The 15,242-nt window shown below is 73.7% G+C and carries 14 protein-coding genes; 8 read left to right on the top strand and 6 right to left on the bottom strand.

Annotated features, from left to right (window positions below):
• Positions 1 to 150: 150 nt before the first annotated feature.
• Complete coding sequence (locus ACGFRB_RS04905) at positions 151 to 1,350, top strand: NUDIX domain-containing protein (RefSeq protein WP_393239062.1); 1,200 nt, start codon at positions 151 to 153, stop codon at positions 1,348 to 1,350.
• A 127-nt stretch (positions 1,351 to 1,477) separates the two neighbouring features.
• Here the strand turns inward: ACGFRB_RS04905 and ACGFRB_RS04900 are convergent, their stop codons facing one another.
• Positions 1,478 to 2,194, bottom strand: coding sequence for an MBL fold metallo-hydrolase (locus ACGFRB_RS04900; protein WP_393239059.1), 717 nt, complete (start codon positions 2,192 to 2,194; stop codon positions 1,478 to 1,480).
• A 124-nt stretch (positions 2,195 to 2,318) separates the two neighbouring features.
• A complete protein-coding gene (locus tag ACGFRB_RS04895) occupies positions 2,319 to 3,686 on the bottom strand; it encodes a dipeptidase (RefSeq protein ID WP_393239056.1) in 1,368 nt (455 codons plus the stop codon).
• 266 nt (positions 3,687 to 3,952) lie between these two features.
• On the opposite strand from ACGFRB_RS04895, the gene ACGFRB_RS04890 reads away from it, so the two are divergent.
• From ACGFRB_RS04890 to ACGFRB_RS04880, 3 genes are all read left to right on the top strand, one after another.
• A complete protein-coding gene (locus ACGFRB_RS04890) occupies positions 3,953 to 5,347 on the top strand; it encodes a geranylgeranyl reductase family protein (protein ID WP_393239457.1) in 1,395 nt (464 codons plus the stop codon).
• 864 nt (positions 5,348 to 6,211) lie between these two features.
• A complete protein-coding gene (locus tag ACGFRB_RS04885; protein ID WP_393239053.1) occupies positions 6,212 to 7,243 on the top strand; it encodes a methyltransferase in 1,032 nt (343 codons plus the stop codon).
• A 203-nt stretch (positions 7,244 to 7,446) separates the two neighbouring features.
• Positions 7,447 to 8,322, top strand: a complete 876-nt coding sequence (locus ACGFRB_RS04880) for a recombinase family protein (RefSeq protein ID WP_393239454.1) — start codon at positions 7,447 to 7,449, stop codon at positions 8,320 to 8,322.
• A 184-nt stretch (positions 8,323 to 8,506) separates the two neighbouring features.
• Here the strand turns inward: ACGFRB_RS04880 and ACGFRB_RS04875 are convergent, their stop codons facing one another.
• Complete coding sequence (locus tag ACGFRB_RS04875; protein ID WP_393239451.1) at positions 8,507 to 9,256, bottom strand: maleylpyruvate isomerase family mycothiol-dependent enzyme; 750 nt, start codon at positions 9,254 to 9,256, stop codon at positions 8,507 to 8,509.
• 287 nt (positions 9,257 to 9,543) lie between these two features.
• On the opposite strand from ACGFRB_RS04875, the gene ACGFRB_RS04870 reads away from it, so the two are divergent.
• The 3 genes from ACGFRB_RS04870 to cpt all read left to right on the top strand — a co-directional run bounded on the left by ACGFRB_RS04870 (position 9,544) and on the right by cpt (position 12,312).
• Positions 9,544 to 10,776 (top strand): ROK family protein, encoded by a 1,233-nt coding sequence (locus ACGFRB_RS04870; RefSeq protein ID WP_393239050.1) that lies wholly within the window; start codon positions 9,544 to 9,546, stop codon positions 10,774 to 10,776.
• 10 nt (positions 10,777 to 10,786) lie between these two features.
• Entirely contained in the window at positions 10,787 to 11,596 is an 810-nt protein-coding gene (locus ACGFRB_RS04865) for an SAM-dependent methyltransferase (protein ID WP_393239047.1), read from the top strand.
• Positions 11,597 to 11,784: 188 nt separating this feature from the next.
• Positions 11,785 to 12,312: a chloramphenicol phosphotransferase CPT gene (gene cpt / locus ACGFRB_RS04860; RefSeq protein ID WP_393239448.1), complete on the top strand. Its 528-nt coding sequence runs from the start codon at positions 11,785 to 11,787 to the stop codon at positions 12,310 to 12,312.
• A gap of 122 nt (positions 12,313 to 12,434) precedes the next feature.
• Here the strand turns inward: cpt and ACGFRB_RS04855 are convergent, their stop codons facing one another.
• Together ACGFRB_RS04855 and ACGFRB_RS04850 are read right to left on the bottom strand one after the other, a co-directional pair.
• Complete coding sequence (locus ACGFRB_RS04855) at positions 12,435 to 13,028, bottom strand: DUF4865 family protein (RefSeq protein ID WP_393239044.1); 594 nt, start codon at positions 13,026 to 13,028, stop codon at positions 12,435 to 12,437.
• A gap of 48 nt (positions 13,029 to 13,076) precedes the next feature.
• On the bottom strand, positions 13,077 to 13,664 hold the full coding sequence (locus tag ACGFRB_RS04850; protein WP_393239041.1) for a TetR/AcrR family transcriptional regulator: 588 nt from the start codon (positions 13,662 to 13,664) through the stop codon (positions 13,077 to 13,079).
• A 156-nt stretch (positions 13,665 to 13,820) separates the two neighbouring features.
• Between ACGFRB_RS04850 and ACGFRB_RS04845 the strand changes: the two genes are divergently transcribed.
• On the top strand, positions 13,821 to 14,126 hold the full coding sequence (locus ACGFRB_RS04845; RefSeq protein WP_393239038.1) for an SHOCT domain-containing protein: 306 nt from the start codon (positions 13,821 to 13,823) through the stop codon (positions 14,124 to 14,126).
• Positions 14,127 to 14,317: 191 nt separating this feature from the next.
• Here ACGFRB_RS04845 and ACGFRB_RS04840 read toward each other — a convergent pair whose 3' ends face one another.
• On the bottom strand, positions 14,318 to 14,875 hold the full coding sequence (locus ACGFRB_RS04840) for an ATP-binding protein (protein ID WP_393239035.1): 558 nt from the start codon (positions 14,873 to 14,875) through the stop codon (positions 14,318 to 14,320).
• Between the last annotated feature and the right edge of the window lie 367 nt (positions 14,876 to 15,242).

Below are 15,242 nucleotides of genomic sequence, written 5' to 3'. Positions count from 1 at the left end.
GGTACGAGGCGGGCCCGCCCCCGTACCCGGCGCCGGGGCCCCGGGCGCGAACGCGCGCCGGGCGTGCGCCGGTTCGCCCCGCCCGCCCCCGGCGTTTCCGTGGGAGGGTGGTGCGGCCAGTCCACTGGGGCCTACCGAGGAGGGGGAATCGTGATCGTCTGGATCAACGGTACGTTCGGTGCGGGGAAGACCGGCACCGCGCGCGAGCTGGTCGATCTGATCCCGAACAGCACGCTGTACGACCCGGAGCTGACCGGGGGCACGATGCGTCTGCTACTCCCGCGCAAGCGTCTCGCGGAGGTCTCCGACTTCCAGGACCTTCCCATCTGGCGCCGGCTCGTCGTGGACACCGCGGCCGCGCTCCTCGCCGAACTGGGCGGTGTCCTCGTGGTCCCGATGACCCTGATCCGCCAGGAGTACCGGGACGAGATCTTCGGCGCCCTCGCCGCCCGCCGGATCCAGGTCAGACATGTCGTCCTGACTCCGGACGAAACGATCCTGCGCGGGCGGATCGACCAGCGGGCCGCCCGCGAGGCCACGGCCGGTCCCGAAACCGTGACCGCCGACGGCGACCGCGTCGCCGTGTCCGTGTCCGGGGCGGGAGCCGTGTCCGGCGTGGGGTCCGCGGCCGGTTCCGCAGCCGGTTCCGGACACGGGCCGGGAGCGTGGGAGGGCCCGGACGAAGGCGGGACGGCCGAGGCGGAGGCCGCCGCCCGGGTGCGCCGCTGGTGTCTGGACCACATAGCCCCGTTCCGGGAGGCGCTCGGCGGCTGGCTCGCCGCCGACGCGTACCCCGTCGACAACTCCGCGCTCACCCCGGCCGAGACCGCCCGCGCCATCGCCGACGCCGTCAGCGCCGGTCACGCCCCGCCCTGCGGCATCGTGCAGACCCCCGAACCGGCCGGCGAGACCCTGGCCGCCGGTGTCCTGCTCTTCGACGAGCACGACCGCGTCCTGCTGGTCGACCCCACCTACAAACCCGGCTGGGAGTTCCCCGGAGGGATCGTCGAACCAGGCGAGTCGCCCGCGCGCGCGGGCATCCGGGAGGTCGCAGAGGAGATCGGGCTCCGGCTCGACGCCGTACCCCGGCTGCTCCTTGTCGACTGGGAACGCCCTCAGCCTCCCGGCTACGGCGGTCTGCGCCTGCTCTTCGACGGCGGGCTGCTGACCGCCGCCGAAGCCGGCCGCCTCCGGCTGCCCGGTACCGAGCTGCGCGGCTGGCGCTTCGTCACCGAGGCAGAGGCCGCCGGTCTGCTTCCCCCGGTCCGCTACGACCGCCTCCGCTGGGCCCTGCGTGCCCGCGAACGCGGCACCGTGCTCAACCTGGAGGCGGGCGTCCCGCTGGGCTGAGCCCGCCCGGACGCGAGGGCACGGTGCGCGCCGGCACGGTGTGCGAGGCCACGGCAGCCCGCCGTGCCCGGCGGCGGGCCGCTGGAGAACCCCCGGCCCGCCACGCCGACCCTGGGCCCGCGGGACCTCAGTCCGCCATGGGCCCTGGCCCCGGGCCCGCCGCGTGGGCCGCCGCTCGTGCGAGCCGCTCCGCCGTGTCCGTCGTCACCGGTTCGCCGTGGCCGCAGCACAGGACCGATGGACGCAGCGCGGCGAGCCGGCTCATCGAGGCGAGGGCGTCGGCGCGGTCCGCGTGGAAAACCCCGAACATCACGTCCGGCACCGACGCCACCGTGTCACCCGCGAACAGCACGCCGTGGCGCGGCAGATGGACCGCGATCGAGCCGGGCGTGTGGCCAGGGGTGTGCACGATCATCGCGCCGTCGCCGAAGTCCAGTACGTCGCCGTCGGCGAGCTCGCGGTCCACCCGGGTCGGCGGCGCGACGGGAGTCGTGAGCCCGTGCTCGTACAGAGGGATCTCCCAGTCCAGCAAGTCAGGCTCGGGAACCGGGAGTTCGCCCCGGACCACCGGGGCGTCCAGGGCGTGCGCCAGGATCTCGGCGCCGAAGCGGTCCGCCAACTCCCCGGCCGCGCCCACGTGATCGCGGTGGCAGTGGGTGAGGACGATCCGCCGCAGCCGGTACGGATCGAGGCCGGCGCCGCGCAGCGTCGCCTCGACCGAGGCCGCCGAACCGGCCCATCCCGCGTCGATCAGGGTCGAATCCTCCCCGTCGCGCCACAGATACGCCTGGCCGACGGGGAAACGGAGCAGACGCAGTCGGGGGCCAAGCGTTACAAGGTCCATACTCGCGACCGTACTCGGCCTCCGTCCGCCCCGAACGGCCCTACGCTCTGGGCGAGTTCCGCCCAGAGCGTGAAGCGGGGCACCCGGCCGCCCGGCCGGGTGCCCCGCTCGGGTCGGCCCGCGCTCAGGCCTGCTTCGAGCGTGCGTAGTTCACCAGGAAGTGCGCCTCCGCCACCGACAGACGCTCCAGCTCCTGCGGGGACACCGACTCGTTCACCGCGTGGATCTGCGCCTCCGGCTCGCTCAGGCCGATCAGCAGGATCTCCGCCTCCGGGTACAGCGCCGCCAGCGTGTTGCAGAGCGGGATCGAGCCGCCCATGCCGGCCGCCTGCATCTCCTCGTCCGGGTACGCGACCCGCATGGCCTCGGCCATCGACGTGTACGCCGGGCTGGAGACATCCGCCTGGAACGCCTGGCCCTGGCCGACCTGCTCGACCGAGACCCGCGCGTTCCACGGCGTGTGCTTCTCGATGTGCGCGAACAGCAGCTCCGTCGCCTTCGCCGCGTCCTGGCCGGGCGGCACCCGCAGGCTGATCTGGGCCCGCGCGGTCGACGGGATCGACGGCGTCGCGCCCGCCACCGAGTGTGCGTCGATGCCGATGACCGTCACGGCCGGACGCGCCCAGATCCGGTCGGCGACCGTACCGCTGCCCGTCAGCTCCACCCCGTCCAGCACCTTCGCGTCCTTGCGGAAGTCGGCCTCCGGGTACTGCAGGCCGTCCCACTCCGCGTCCGCCGCCAGTCCGTCGACGGTGGTCGAACCGTCCTCGGCGCGCAGCGAGTCCAGCACCCGGATCAGGGCCGCCAGCGCGTCCGGAGCGGCACCGCCGAACTGGCCCGAGTGCAGATTGCCCTGGAGCGTGTCGATCGTGACCCGGACCATCGTCATGCCGCGCAGGGTCGCCGTCACCGTCGGCAGGCCCACCCGGAAGTTGCCCGCGTCGCCGATGACGATCGCGTCCGCCGTCAGCAGCTCGGGGTGCGCCTCCGCGTACCGCTCCAGGCCGCCCGTGCCCTGCTCCTCCGAGCCCTCCACGATCACCTTGACGGTGACCGGCACCCCGCCGTTGGCCTTCAGGGCGCGCAGCGCCAGCAGGTGCATGATGAAGCCGCCCTTGCAGTCGGCGGTCCCGCGCCCGTACCAGCGGCCGTCCTCGCGCTCGGTCAGCTGGAACGGCGGGGTCAGCCACTCCGACTCGGTCAGCATCGGCTGCACGTCGTAGTGCGCGTACAGCAGGACGGTCGGGGCACCGGCCGGGCCGGGCAGCACGCCGTACACCGACTGCGTGCCGTCCGGGGTGTCGAGCAGCGCCACGTCCTCGAAGCCCTCGGCCCGCAGCGCGTCCGCCACCCAGTTGGCGGCACCCTCGCACTCGCTGCGCGGGGCGACGGCCTCGTCCGCCACCGACTGGAACGCCACCAGCTCGGTCAGCTCCGCCTTGGCGGCGGGCATCAGCGACGCGACGGTCTCGGCGATCGGATTGGCGGTCATGGGCACGCTCCTGGTGGGTGCGACGTTGTCGGTGGTGAGGCCGGGTGTGTCGGTGGACCCGGCGAACGCAGGAACGATCCTACGGTCGAATCCCGGCGCGGGGCGGGGCGGCCCGGCTTCCCTACCGAGCCGTAGGATGCGTCCACAGCAGAAAACACCGGTCTGATCAGGAGCAGAAGCACATCGTGAGCAGCGAGAACGCAGACGCCGGAGCGGCAGCGGCCGGAGCGGCCGGAGCGGGGAAGGGCCCTGAGGGCCCAGCGCCGGTGTGGGACGTGGTAGTGGTCGGCGCGGGACCCGCCGGAGCGTCGGCGGCCTACGCGGCGGCCGTCGCCGGCCGTAAGGTCCTGCTCCTGGAGAAGGCCGAACTGCCCCGCTACAAGACCTGCGGCGGCGGCATCATCGGCCCCTCGCGTGACGCCCTGCCGCCCGGCTTCGAGCTGCCGCTGAGCGACCGCGTGCACGCCGTCACCTTCCAGCTGGACGGCCGATTCCCGCGCACCCGGCGCTCCCGCCGCATGCTCTTCGGCCTGGTCAACCGGCCCGAGTTCGACGCCCGCCTGGTCGAACACGCCCAGAAGGCGGGCGCCGAGCTGCGCACCGGGGTCACCGTCAACCGGGTCGAGCAGCACGGCCCGGCCGTCCCCGACCGCCGTACCGTCGCCGTGGTCCTCGGCGACGGCGAGACCGTCCTCGCCCGCGCCGTCGTCGGCGCCGACGGCAGCGCCGGCCGGATAGGCGCCCACGTCGGCGTCAAGCTCGGTCAGGTCGACCTCGGCCTGGAGGCCGAGATCCCGGTGCCGGCGTCGGTGGCGGAGGACTGGAAGGGTCGCGCCCTCATCGACTGGGGGCCACTGCCGGGCAGTTACGGATGGGTGTTCCCCAAGGGCGACACGCTGACCGTCGGTGTCATCTCGGCGCGCGGCGAGGGCGCCGCCACCAAGCGGTACCTGGAGGACTTCATCGGCCGGCTCGGGCTCGCCGGCTTCGAACCGGCCCTCTCCTCCGGTCACCTGACCCGCTGCCGCACGGACGACTCGCCGCTCTCCCGCGGCCGGGTGCTGGTGTGCGGTGACGCGGCCGGTCTGCTGGAGCCGTGGACCCGCGAGGGCATCTCGTTCGCCCTGCGCTCCGGGCGGCTCGCGGGCGAGTGGGCCGTCCGGATAGCCGAGTCGGGCGACGCGGTGGACGCGCGCCGGCAGGCACTGAACTACGCCTTCGCCATCAAGGCCGGACTCGGCGTGGAGATGGCGGTCGGGCGGCGGATGCTCGCCGTGTTCGAGCGCCGTCCGGGGATGCTGCATGCGGCGATCACCACGCTGCGGCCCGCGTGGCGGGCGTTCGCGGACATCACGCGCGGTACGGCCACGCTGGCCGGGCTGGTGCGCGGCGGCGGCATGGCGCACCGCGTGATGGAACTCCTCGACCGCCGCATCGACACCTCGGTGGGCGTGGGCCCGGCGGGGCGGGGCGTCACGCCGCGCGGCGGCGGCGATGGCGACCGTGACGACGCCTCGGCGGCGGGGACCGAGGGAGCGCCGGAGGTGTCGGGGACGTCGGACGTCCCGGATCCGGCGGCGGCCACGGACGCGCCCCGGACGGGGAAGCCCGCGACGGCACCGGGCGGGGAAGGCGAGTCGCCGGAGCCCGGCGTTTCCTGAATCCGGTCCCGAGTGGCCGGACGACCGGGGAACCCGGGGGCCGGCGGGTGAGGCAAGCCGGTGAGTGTATTGAGTGAGTGTGTGTGAGGGCGGTGCGGACGGGGTCCGTACCGCCCTCACCCGTCCCGGGCGGCGGTGAGCCGGAACACGGAGTGACCGGGGCGAGGCCGTACGCAGGCGCGAACCCACAGGGAACGGCCTTTCCGCTCCGTCCGCTGTACGGCTTGCCCCCGCTCTTCGGTCTGCCGCCCGCGCGACCGAGACGTCCCGCTCCATGGCCCCTGCCTCGCCCCGGCCGAACGAGCAGTCCGGGCCGAGGCGCCGGCTCCGTACCGCCGACCGCGTCCGCCCTCGCCCCTTCCCGCTGCGGCCCGCCCCGTACTCCGCGGGAAGTACGGGTGACCACACCGCCCGGCGGACGCCGTCGCGCGGTGGGCGCGTCCAGCGCGGCCGTATGGACGAACAGTCGACCCGCGCCCCGGGCCCGGGCTGTGGAGGACCGCCGTTCGGGCGCCGACCGTGGCGACGGGACCGTGGCGGATGGGCCGCGTCGGAACCGGGCGACGGGCTGCCCTGGCGGTCGGCCCCGGTTGGGGTTCGCGCTGACCGTCTGCGGAAGGTAGTCCCGCACGGCATGCCGGGTACGAAGCGTCAGCAGCGTCTCCTGCCTCAGATGGTGCGGGTGGGCAAGACGCGTCTCAAAAGTCGCGGGCACCCACCTCCAGCCATCCCTCCTTCACTCTGTGTATTGTTAATATAACAGTGCGTATCTTTCCGCATGCTGTTTTCCGGCTGCCTCACCCATCCGAACGACGGCCGACACTGAAGGACAGCCCGATGGCCTCACATGCCACCACCGCCCGCATGTTCGAACTGATCACCGGCAGCTGGCTGTCGGCAGCCATCGGGGCCATCGCCGAGCTCGGTGTGGCGGACGTGATGTCCGAGACACCCCGGCCCGCCCGCGACCTCGCGAAGGAGGCGGGGGTCGACGCCGACTGCCTGCACCGGCTCCTTGCGACGGGTACCGACATCGGCCTCTTCCGCGTACACACCCCTGGCTATTTCTCCCTGACTCCTCTGGGCCGCACCCTGCGCAGCGACAGCGGCACCTCCATGCGGGGCTTCGCCCGGTGGATCGGCAGCCCGGCCGAACGCGGGTCAACCGCCTATCTGGCCGAAGCCGTCCGCTCCGGCAATGCCGTCTTCTCAATGGCGAACGGCAAGCCGGCTTGGGACTACCTGCACGAAAACCCCGATGTTCAAGCCCTCTTCAACGCAGGCATGACCGACATCTCCGCCCAGATCACCGTCGCCGTCGCCACCACCTACGACTTCTCCGCCCACAGCACCCTCGTAGACGTCGGAGGCGGACAGGGCCGGCTCCTCGCTGCGATCCTCGCCGCCCGCCCCCGCCTCGACGCGATCCTCTACGACAAGCCGGAAGTCGTCGCACATGCAGCGCCTGTACTGGAGCAGGCAGGGGTCGCCGACCGCTGCCGCGTTGTCGGCGGCGACTTCCTCACCGGCGTTCCCCGCGGAGGCGATGCCTATCTCCTCTCGAGCGTGATCCACAATTGGGACGATCCCGATGCCACACGTATCCTCAGCCACTGCCGCGACGCCGCCCCCGCGCACGGCCGCGTTCTGATGGCCGAAGCCATCCTTCCGCCGGACGGACAACACGCCCTCAGCAAACGGCTTCTCGACCTATCCATGCTCGCCAACTGCAGCGGTCGCCAGCGCACCGAAACCGAGTTCGCCGCTCTCTGCGAACAGGCCGGGCTCACCCTCCTTCGCACCCACCACACCGACATGTGCAGCGTCGTCGAAGCCGGCGCCCTCGCTACCCAGCCGCGATCTGACGGCAGCCGTTCCACTTCGCAAGCAGCCTGACGTTCACCAGCCGTGAATCGGCGGTCGACGGGCGCAGGGTCCACGACGGCCCGGGACCCATACGCCTGCGGACACGACAACCACGCACGATCAGCTTCGCCCCCACCGCCCTGTCCTTCGCGCACCTCTCCGCGGGGGCAGGTCGAGGTCCGCTCCGCCGGTTCCACGCCGGCTGACGCTGTGAACCGGCGGCCGTGCAGGCGATGGCGGAGGTCGGCATTGACACCTCAACCGGAAACTGGACGACCCGGCCGGGTAAGGCCTCGACGCGGTCCGGCCGATCCGCGACCAGATCGAGCAGCGCATCCGCGGTTCGCTCGCAGCCCTGGCGGCCCGGAACCCCCATCCCGGCACCAGCCGACCCCGGCACCCCGAGCGCGGACATCCGCATCGGATACGCGAGATGCTCCAGCCTCACCCAAGAACTCCAGTCGCAGCTCGACGCACTCGCCGCCAAGAACATCCCCCGGGACAAACTCTTCTCCGAGAAGATCAGCACCCGGGTACGAGTCCGCCCGCGGTTCGAAGCCGCACTCACCGCCGCCCGCGAGATCAAGGTCCACACCCCGCACTGCCGGGTGATCTTCACCGTGCACGAGATGAGACGCCTGGGACGCGACGCCGCCGAGCTGACCGCCCTCGCCGACCACCTCACCGCCCACGGCCTGGTGCTGGAGATGCTCGCCGGGCCCCTGGCAGGCATCTACGACCCCACCGGACCCGGCCGCCTGCTGTTCGGCTTCTTCGCCGCGATGGCGGAGACCGAGCGCGAGAACATCCGCGAGGCCACCCTCGAAGGACTCGATGTCGCCTCCCGAAAAGGCAAGCACGGCGGCCGGCCTCCCGTCATCACCGACGACATGCCGCACACCGTGCTCCGCCGCCGCGCAAAGGGCGAGGCCGTCGAAGCCATTCAGCCACTCATCCCCACCGGCCGCCGGAAGGGTCAGAACCCCAGCCTGTCGAGCATCTACCGGGCACTCGCCGAGCACGAGAAGACCCAGGCGTATCCGGAAGCCGTCGCAGCGGCACACGCCGACTTTGCCGCCCTCCAGCAGCGCAACCACGGCCCCAAGTAGTCACTCAGCGCTACACGCCACTCGGCGGCAGCTATTACGAGAACAGGGCCGTGAAGCTCGGCGCCCGGGACCGGGCCCAACTCGTCGTCCTGCCTACGAGTCGGGCCTGGTGCGCCCCGGCTGGCTCGGCTGACGCCCGGTGGTCGGTGCGCGCTCTACCGGCCCCGCGGCGACAACAGGACCGTCAGAGTGCCGACTTGTCCCGCCACAGCCGGGCCAGTGACGCGTCGCCGGAGACGGTCACGGCCTCCTGCGGAAGCCGGTTCCACAGCATCAGGTAGAGCCGGTCGGCGGGCCCGCTCATCTCGCAGTCGGCCGGCCCGTCGGCGGACGCCTCGATACGCGGGGCCCGCTCCGACAGTCGTACGGTCCGCACGCCGCCGGTGTCCGTGGCACGGACCCGCAGGGTGCGCGGCTGATCCACGCGCACCCGGCTGCGGTCGTGGGAGTGGAAGACGGACAGCAGCTCGTCGATGCCGTCGGTGGCGAGCTCCGGGGTCACGAGGTCCGGCGCGTGCAGCGGACCCAGCGCCGAGGCGGCGTCGGCCCGGTGCACGATCGTCTCGTGTGCCTGCCGCCGCGCCCAGAACGCGAGCGGCGACGGTGCGGGCGCGAACGTCCAGCACTCCAGGTCCGCCGGCGCCTTGCGCAGGACGTCCACCAGGTGGGCGTGGCCCTCCCGGACGTAGGCGACGAGATCGTCGCCGTCGAGCTCCGTGTCCTCGCCGGGCCGGTGGGGCGAGGTGAGACCCCCGGCCACCGTGGCGGCCGCCCAGCGGTGGACCTTCGTCATATGGCGCAGCAGGTCACGAACCTGCCAGTCCGCACAGGTGGTGACCTCCGCGTCGGGCCCGGCCGCCGCGGCGGCCTCGACGAGCGCCGTGCCCGCCGCGTCGAGTGCGTCGATGTGGGTGTCGATGCTCAGGGTGCTCATGGTGTCCATGCACCGGAGTATGGCCGGGTACGGGCCCGGTGTCGCCGGTTTGATCCGCCCGCGCGCGGGAGGCCGGGCGGCCGGGATACCGGGCATCGGCGAGCCGGCGCCGGAGAGCGGACGCGTCGCCGAGCGGCATCGGACCGGGGGCCTTGCGGGCAGGGTGGGCCCTGCCCGGAGCTTTCCCCGCCTTTCCCGCCCCGCCGCCGGGCCGTGCCCAGGGCCGAAGCGGGGCCAGGGCCGTGGGCGGGGCCGTCGGGGCGGACAGGCGTGGGAGACTCGCCAGCATGAACGGCAAGGCGACGACGACCCGCACACGGCTGGACAGGGGGCGCGGCGCGCTCGGACCCGCGCTGGAGCTGGTACACACGGGGCGGGCGCCCACGCGTGCCGTGCTGACCGCCGAGCTGGGCGTCACCCGGGCCACCGCCGGAGCCGTCGCCGCCGAACTGGAGGCACTCGGCCTTATCCGCGTCGACTCCAAGCCGGGGGCCGCCGCCGGTTCCCAGGGCCGCCCCTCCCACCGCCTCTCGGTCGCCGAGGACGGGCCGGTGGCGCTCGCCGCCCAGGTCCACGCCGACGGGTTCCGGGCCGCGCTGGTCTCCCTCGGCGGCACGATCGTCGCCACCGCCCCCGGTTGTGTCACCGTCTCCGCCGACCCCGCCCAGGTCCTCGGCGCCGTGGTCGACGCCGGCGCCGAGCTGCTGCGCGCCTCCGGGCGCCGCTGTGTCGGCGCGGCGCTCGCCGCGCCCTCCGCGGTGGCCGAGCCCGAGGGGACCGCGCTCAACCCGCTCCATCTCGCCTGGCCGGCCGGCGCGCCGGTGGGCGAGATCTTCGCCGAGCGGGTACGGGCCGCCGGCATCGACGGCCCCGCCTTCACCGGCAACGATGTCAACCTCGCCGCTCTCGCCGAACACCGGCACGGCGCCGGCCGGGGCGCCCGGGATCTGCTCTGCGTGGCCACCGGCCACCGCGGGGTCGGCGGCGCGCTGGTCCTCGACGGCCGTCTGCACACGGGGAGTTCGGGACTCGCCCTTGAAGTCGGTCATCTCACCGTCAACCCGGAGGGCCGGCCCTGTCACTGCGGCGCGCGCGGCTGCCTCGACGTGGAGGCCGATCCGCTCGCCTTCCTCACCGCCGCGGGCCGGGCCCCCGGCCCCGAGGTCTCGCTCCTCCAGCAGTCCCGCGACCTGCTGCGCGATCACCCTGGCGACACCCAAGTGCGGGCCGCCATCGAAGAGTTGATCGACCGGCTCGGTCTCGGCCTGGCCGGCCTGGTGAACATCCTCAACCCCGACCGGATCATTCTCGGCGGCCTCCACGGCGAACTCCTCGCCGCCGCCCCCGACCGGCTGCGCGCCGTCGTCGCCGACCGGAGCCTGTGGGGCCGCAGCGGCGGCGTACCGATCCTGCCCTGCACACTCGACCACAACAGCCTGGTCGGCGCCGCCGAACTCGCCTGGCAGCCGGTCCTCGACGACCCCCTAAATGCGTTGGGCGGGCCGGTGCGCGGCGACTAGGGTCCGGCCCATGAGCGACCTGACCAAGATCACCACTCGGACCTCCGACACCGGCATCGACCCCTCCGACACCGCACCTCCGCGCCTCGGCGCCGGACTCACCTTCCACGGCCCGCTCTCCGAGGCCCGCGCCGCCCGGCTCGTCGACCGCCTCGCCGCGCCCGGACCCGGCGCAGTCCTCGATATAGGCTGCGGCTGGGGCGAGCTGATGCTGCGTCTGCTCGCCGCCACGCCCGGCGCCAAGGGCGTCGGCATCGACATCAACGCCGACGATCTCGCCCACGGCCGCCGCCTCGCCGCCGAGCGGGGGCTCGCCGAACGCGTCGAGTTCGCCGAGGAATCCGGACACGGCACCACCCGGCCGCCCGCCGACACCGTCCTGTGCGTCGGCTCCAGCCACGCCCTGCTCGACCCCGACCAGCCCGACCCGGCCGCGGCCCTGCGCGAACTGCGCCGCCTGGTACGCCCCGGCGGACGCGTGCTGCTCGGCGAGGGCTTTTGGGAGCGTGTACCGACCGACGCCGAACTCGCCCGTATGTGGCCCGGTGCCAAGGCCGGCGACCACCTGCCCCTCGACGGCCTGGTGGGGCTGGCGATCGAGGCGGGCTTCCGCCCTGCCTGGGTCGAGACGGTGACGAGGGAGGAATGGGAGGAGTTCGAGTCCGGCTACCGCCACGCCACCGAAGTCTGGCTCGCGGCCCACCCCGGCCACCCGCTCGCCGCCGGGACCCGCGAGCGGGTCGACCGCCAGCGCTCGGCCTGGCTCGGATACCGGGGGATCCTCGGCATCGCCTACCTGACCCTGATCCCGGTCGACTGAGCGGCCCCGGGGCCGGGGCAGCCCCCGGACCTGGCCCCGGCCCGGCACCCGCACCCCGTCTTGAAGCCGGCCCCGGACCGGCTTCGCCCCGGACCGGCTCCGCCCCGCCCGGGGCCGTACCCGCTCGGCCGCCGAATACGGTCGCCTGGTGGCGGGATCCGTTCTACGGTGGCGGCGTGACGACCCAGATGATCATCCTCAACGGCGGTTCCAGCTCCGGCAAGTCCGGCATCGTCCGGTGCCTTCAGGCCGTACTCCCCGACCCCTGGCTGACGTTCGGTGTCGACTCCTTCGTCGACGCGCTGCCCGCCGCGCTGCGGAACGGGGAGGGCGAGGGCGGGATCGCGTTCGCGGCCGACGGCGGCATCGAGGTGGGCCCCGAGTTCCGGGCCCTGGAGGCGGCCTGGACGGCCGGGATCGTGGCCATGGCCCGAGCCGGTGCCCGCATCGTCGTCGACGACGTGTTCCTCGGCGGCGCAGCCTCCCAGGAGCGCTGGCGGGCGGCCCTCGACGGCCTCGACGTGCTCTGGGTCGGGGTCCGGTGCGACGGCGAGGTCGCGGCGGGCCGGGAGCGCGCCCGCGGGGACCGGGTCACGGGCATGGCCGAGAGCCAGGCGGACCTCGTCCACCGGGGTGTCGTCTACGACATCGAGGTGGACAGCACCCACACCGAGTCCCTGGAGTGCGCCCGGACCATCGCCGCCCACGTCCGCTGAGCGCGTCCGCCGACCGGTCAGGTCGGCTGTCGTCCTCCGCCGGCCGCCCCTCGCATCAGGCGGCGGCGCGCGCGCCGGTCGGCCCGGCCCGCACCACCCCGGCGTCGCTCACCCGGCACGACTCACCAGGCGCGCCCGGCTTTGAGTCCGGCCCGCCCGGGCGCCGACAGGTGCAGCACCTGGAACCGGTCGATGTCAGGGCTGTGCGGGGCATCGGCGGAGGGAGCGTCCCACAGGGTGAGGACGAGCAGTTCCCAGTGGCGCGGGTCCACGGCCAGCGCGGTCGCCACCACCCCGTCTCCCGACGCCCGTTCGGTGTGCCGCTCCAGCTCCGCCGCGATCGCGTCGGCCGGGGCGAGGCCCGCGGGCAACGGGAGTCGCCGGCGGGTCGCGGCGCGCGGCGCCGACGCGGTCGCCGGCCCCTCGTCGTACGCGAGCACCGTCCAGTGCTGGACGACGGGCCGCCCGAAGTCGTCCACGATGCCCTGGAACCCCGGCCCCCACAGGAAGGCGTTCATCCCGGCGGGATCGGCCCACAGATAGAACGGGGCGTACTGGTTCACCGGCGAGCCGTCCGCCCGCTCGCGCATCAGATACGCCTTGAGGCCGAGCCCGGGGAAGTCGTCGAGCAGATGGCCCCGGGTCGCGACCCGGGTGCGGACGATGCCCATGTCGTAGTCCGCGGGAAGCGTGATGTCGTACTGCATGGCGTGCACGGGACGGGCTCCTGGGGTCGGTGGGCAGGGGCAGAGTCAGAGTCAGAGTCAGCGGACGGTACGGCGGGACAGCAGCGTGAGCAGCCCGCGTACGGCGGTGTCGAAGGCGTCCGGGGATCCGGCGGCGCGGGCCAGGACGTAGCCGCCCTGAGCGGTCGCGACGATCGCGGCGGCGGTCTCCCGCGCGTCAAGCGGGGCGGTGAACTCCCCGCTGTCCAGGCCCTCCTGGACGATTCCGGCGAGCCGGCCGCGCAGCCAGTCCAGCGTCTCGTCGACCGGCGCGCGCAGCGTCTCGCTCGTCATGACCTCGGGGTCCGTCGTCAGCCGGCCGACCGGGCAGCCGCGCAGCACATCGCGTTCACGCAGCAGATACGCCTCGATCCGGGCGTACGCGGAGCCCTCCCCGCCGAGCACCGTCTCGGCCGCCGCCCGCAGTTCCCCGGCGGTGCGCCGGATCGCGGAGAGGGCGAGATCGGGCTTGCCGGTGAAGTGGTGGTACATGCTGCCCTGGCCGGCGCCCGCCGCCTGCTGGATCGCCTTCGGGCTGGTGCCGACGTACCCCCGCTCCCACAGCAGCTCGCGGGTGGCCTCGATCAATCGCTCGGACGCGCTCACGCTCATGCGGCGACTGTACATACCAGTAGGTACAGAGTCGAGGAGCAGGCGCCGGGCACCCGGCTACTCCCGCGGGGGTACGCGCGAAGGTGCCGGCAGTACGACGACTGCCGGCCGGGTGCGCGGCAGTCTCGAACCATCAGGGCAGACGGGAAACCCGCCGAGGAGCTGACCGACATGAACACCCTGGCCTTCGCGTGCCCCGGCCCGTGGATCCCCTTCCTGTCGTTCGTCGGGGTGGCGTTGATCGTCACCGTGGTTACCGCGCTGCGCCGGTTCGGCGGGCGTCACCCTCGCGGTCTCGGCGGCTGGGGCGGCTTCGGAGGCCCGGGCGCCGCGCGCGTCGACGAGCGGTCGCCGATCGCCGTGCTCGGCCGCCGCTTCGCCGCGGGAGAGATCGACGAGGACGAGTACGGGCGGCGACTGGCCGTCCTGGAGGAGCAGTTCGGCCGGCTGACCGGGGGAGGGGAGAGGCGGGTGTGACCACCGCGCCCGAGGCCGTACGCGTGGCCCGTGCGTACGGACTGCGCACGGGCCACGCGGCGCGCCGTCCGGGGCCGGCCGTGCGCCCCGGCGTTCACGGGGCCGGTGGAGTGCTCCAGCCCCACCTTCCCGGGGGCCCCGGCCCGGAGGCGGCGGGCTCCGCCCGGCGTCGCCGCGTGCCCGCCTCCGGCTCAGTGGGCCAGTGCCGACCGGACCGTCACCGCGTCCAAAGGCTCGTCCGCCGTGAGGAACGGGACGGTGTCCAGGGCCTGGCCGGCGGTGAACGGCCCGTCGGTGGTGGCACCTTGGACGGAATGCGCGTGCGGCGCGAGGGCGACCGGAGAGGGCGGGGCCTGGAGTGTGAACCAGACGACCTTGCCCGCGTCGTACGGCCGGGCACCCCAGCTCTCGCTCAGCGCCTCGATGATGGCGAGGCCGCGCCCGGAGGTCGCGAACTCGGCCTCGCGGGACGTGAGTTCGCCCAGCCCCGGCAGGCGCGGATCATTGTCGCGTACGGAGATGGTGAGATGGTCGAGCAGGAGTGCGACCTCGACGGTGCAGCGTTTGTCCGGCAGCGCGTGCCGGTGGACGTTCGTCAGCAGCTCGGTGACACCGAGCGACGCATGGTCGATCAGGGCGTCGAGCTGCCAGTGGCGCAGATGAGCGGAAACGATTCTGCGGACCTGACCGATCCGCGACGGCAGGGCCTGGAGCTCCACCGTGCAATACCTGCTGGGCTCGCTGATCACGGCTGCGACTCCCCGAAGTAGGTCCGGTAGACGGAGATTCGGAAGACGGCGATTCGGATCTGTCATGCGATGGGGAGCAGGGCGATGGGCGCCGGCACACAGCGTCCCCGCCGTGACATCCTCGGTGAGGTGGTTCCAGCGTGAACCAGTGGTGACACCGCCGCAACTCGCGGCGACACGCCCCTGGTCGGCAATCGCACGGCGGGTAACGGCGGCGACCCGGGGCCGCGCGGGCCTTGCGGTCCAGTCCTGCCGGCCGGGTGCCGCCGACGCCCCGGGGGTGGGGGGGGGGGGGGGGGGGGGGGGGGGGGGGGGGGGGGCGCGGCGCGCGGGGGGGGGGGGCCCCGACCGCGCCCGGCCGCGGGGA

Origin of the sequence: Streptomyces sp. NPDC048718 (assembly GCF_043198875.1) — a bacterium.
GTDB lineage: Bacteria > Actinomycetota > Actinomycetes > Streptomycetales > Streptomycetaceae > Streptomyces.
Note: the sequence above shows the minus strand (reverse complement) of the source record. Positions and strands in the feature narration are given on the sequence as shown.

Bases quoted from the DNA above. Each gene is read 5' to 3' on its own strand.
- ACGFRB_RS04885 (WP_393239053.1), top strand. From the start codon at position 6,212: ATGTTCGAACTGATCACCGGCAGCTGGCTGTCGGCAGCCATCGGGGCC.
- ACGFRB_RS04895 (WP_393239056.1), bottom strand. From the start codon at position 3,686: ATGACCGCCAATCCGATCGCCGAGACCGTCGCGTCGCTGATGCCCGCC.
- cpt (WP_393239448.1), top strand. From the start codon at position 11,785: ATGATCATCCTCAACGGCGGTTCCAGCTCCGGCAAGTCCGGCATCGTC.
- ACGFRB_RS04845 (WP_393239038.1), top strand. From the start codon at position 13,821: ATGAACACCCTGGCCTTCGCGTGCCCCGGCCCGTGGATCCCCTTCCTG.
- ACGFRB_RS04880 (WP_393239454.1), top strand. From the start codon at position 7,447: ATGGCGGAGGTCGGCATTGACACCTCAACCGGAAACTGGACGACCCGG.
- ACGFRB_RS04870 (WP_393239050.1), top strand. From the start codon at position 9,544: ATGAACGGCAAGGCGACGACGACCCGCACACGGCTGGACAGGGGGCGC.
- ACGFRB_RS04900 (WP_393239059.1), bottom strand. From the start codon at position 2,194: ATGGACCTTGTAACGCTTGGCCCCCGACTGCGTCTGCTCCGTTTCCCC.
- ACGFRB_RS04850 (WP_393239041.1), bottom strand. From the start codon at position 13,664: ATGTACAGTCGCCGCATGAGCGTGAGCGCGTCCGAGCGATTGATCGAG.
- ACGFRB_RS04875 (WP_393239451.1), bottom strand. From the start codon at position 9,256: ATGAGCACCCTGAGCATCGACACCCACATCGACGCACTCGACGCGGCG.
- ACGFRB_RS04865 (WP_393239047.1), top strand. From the start codon at position 10,787: ATGAGCGACCTGACCAAGATCACCACTCGGACCTCCGACACCGGCATC.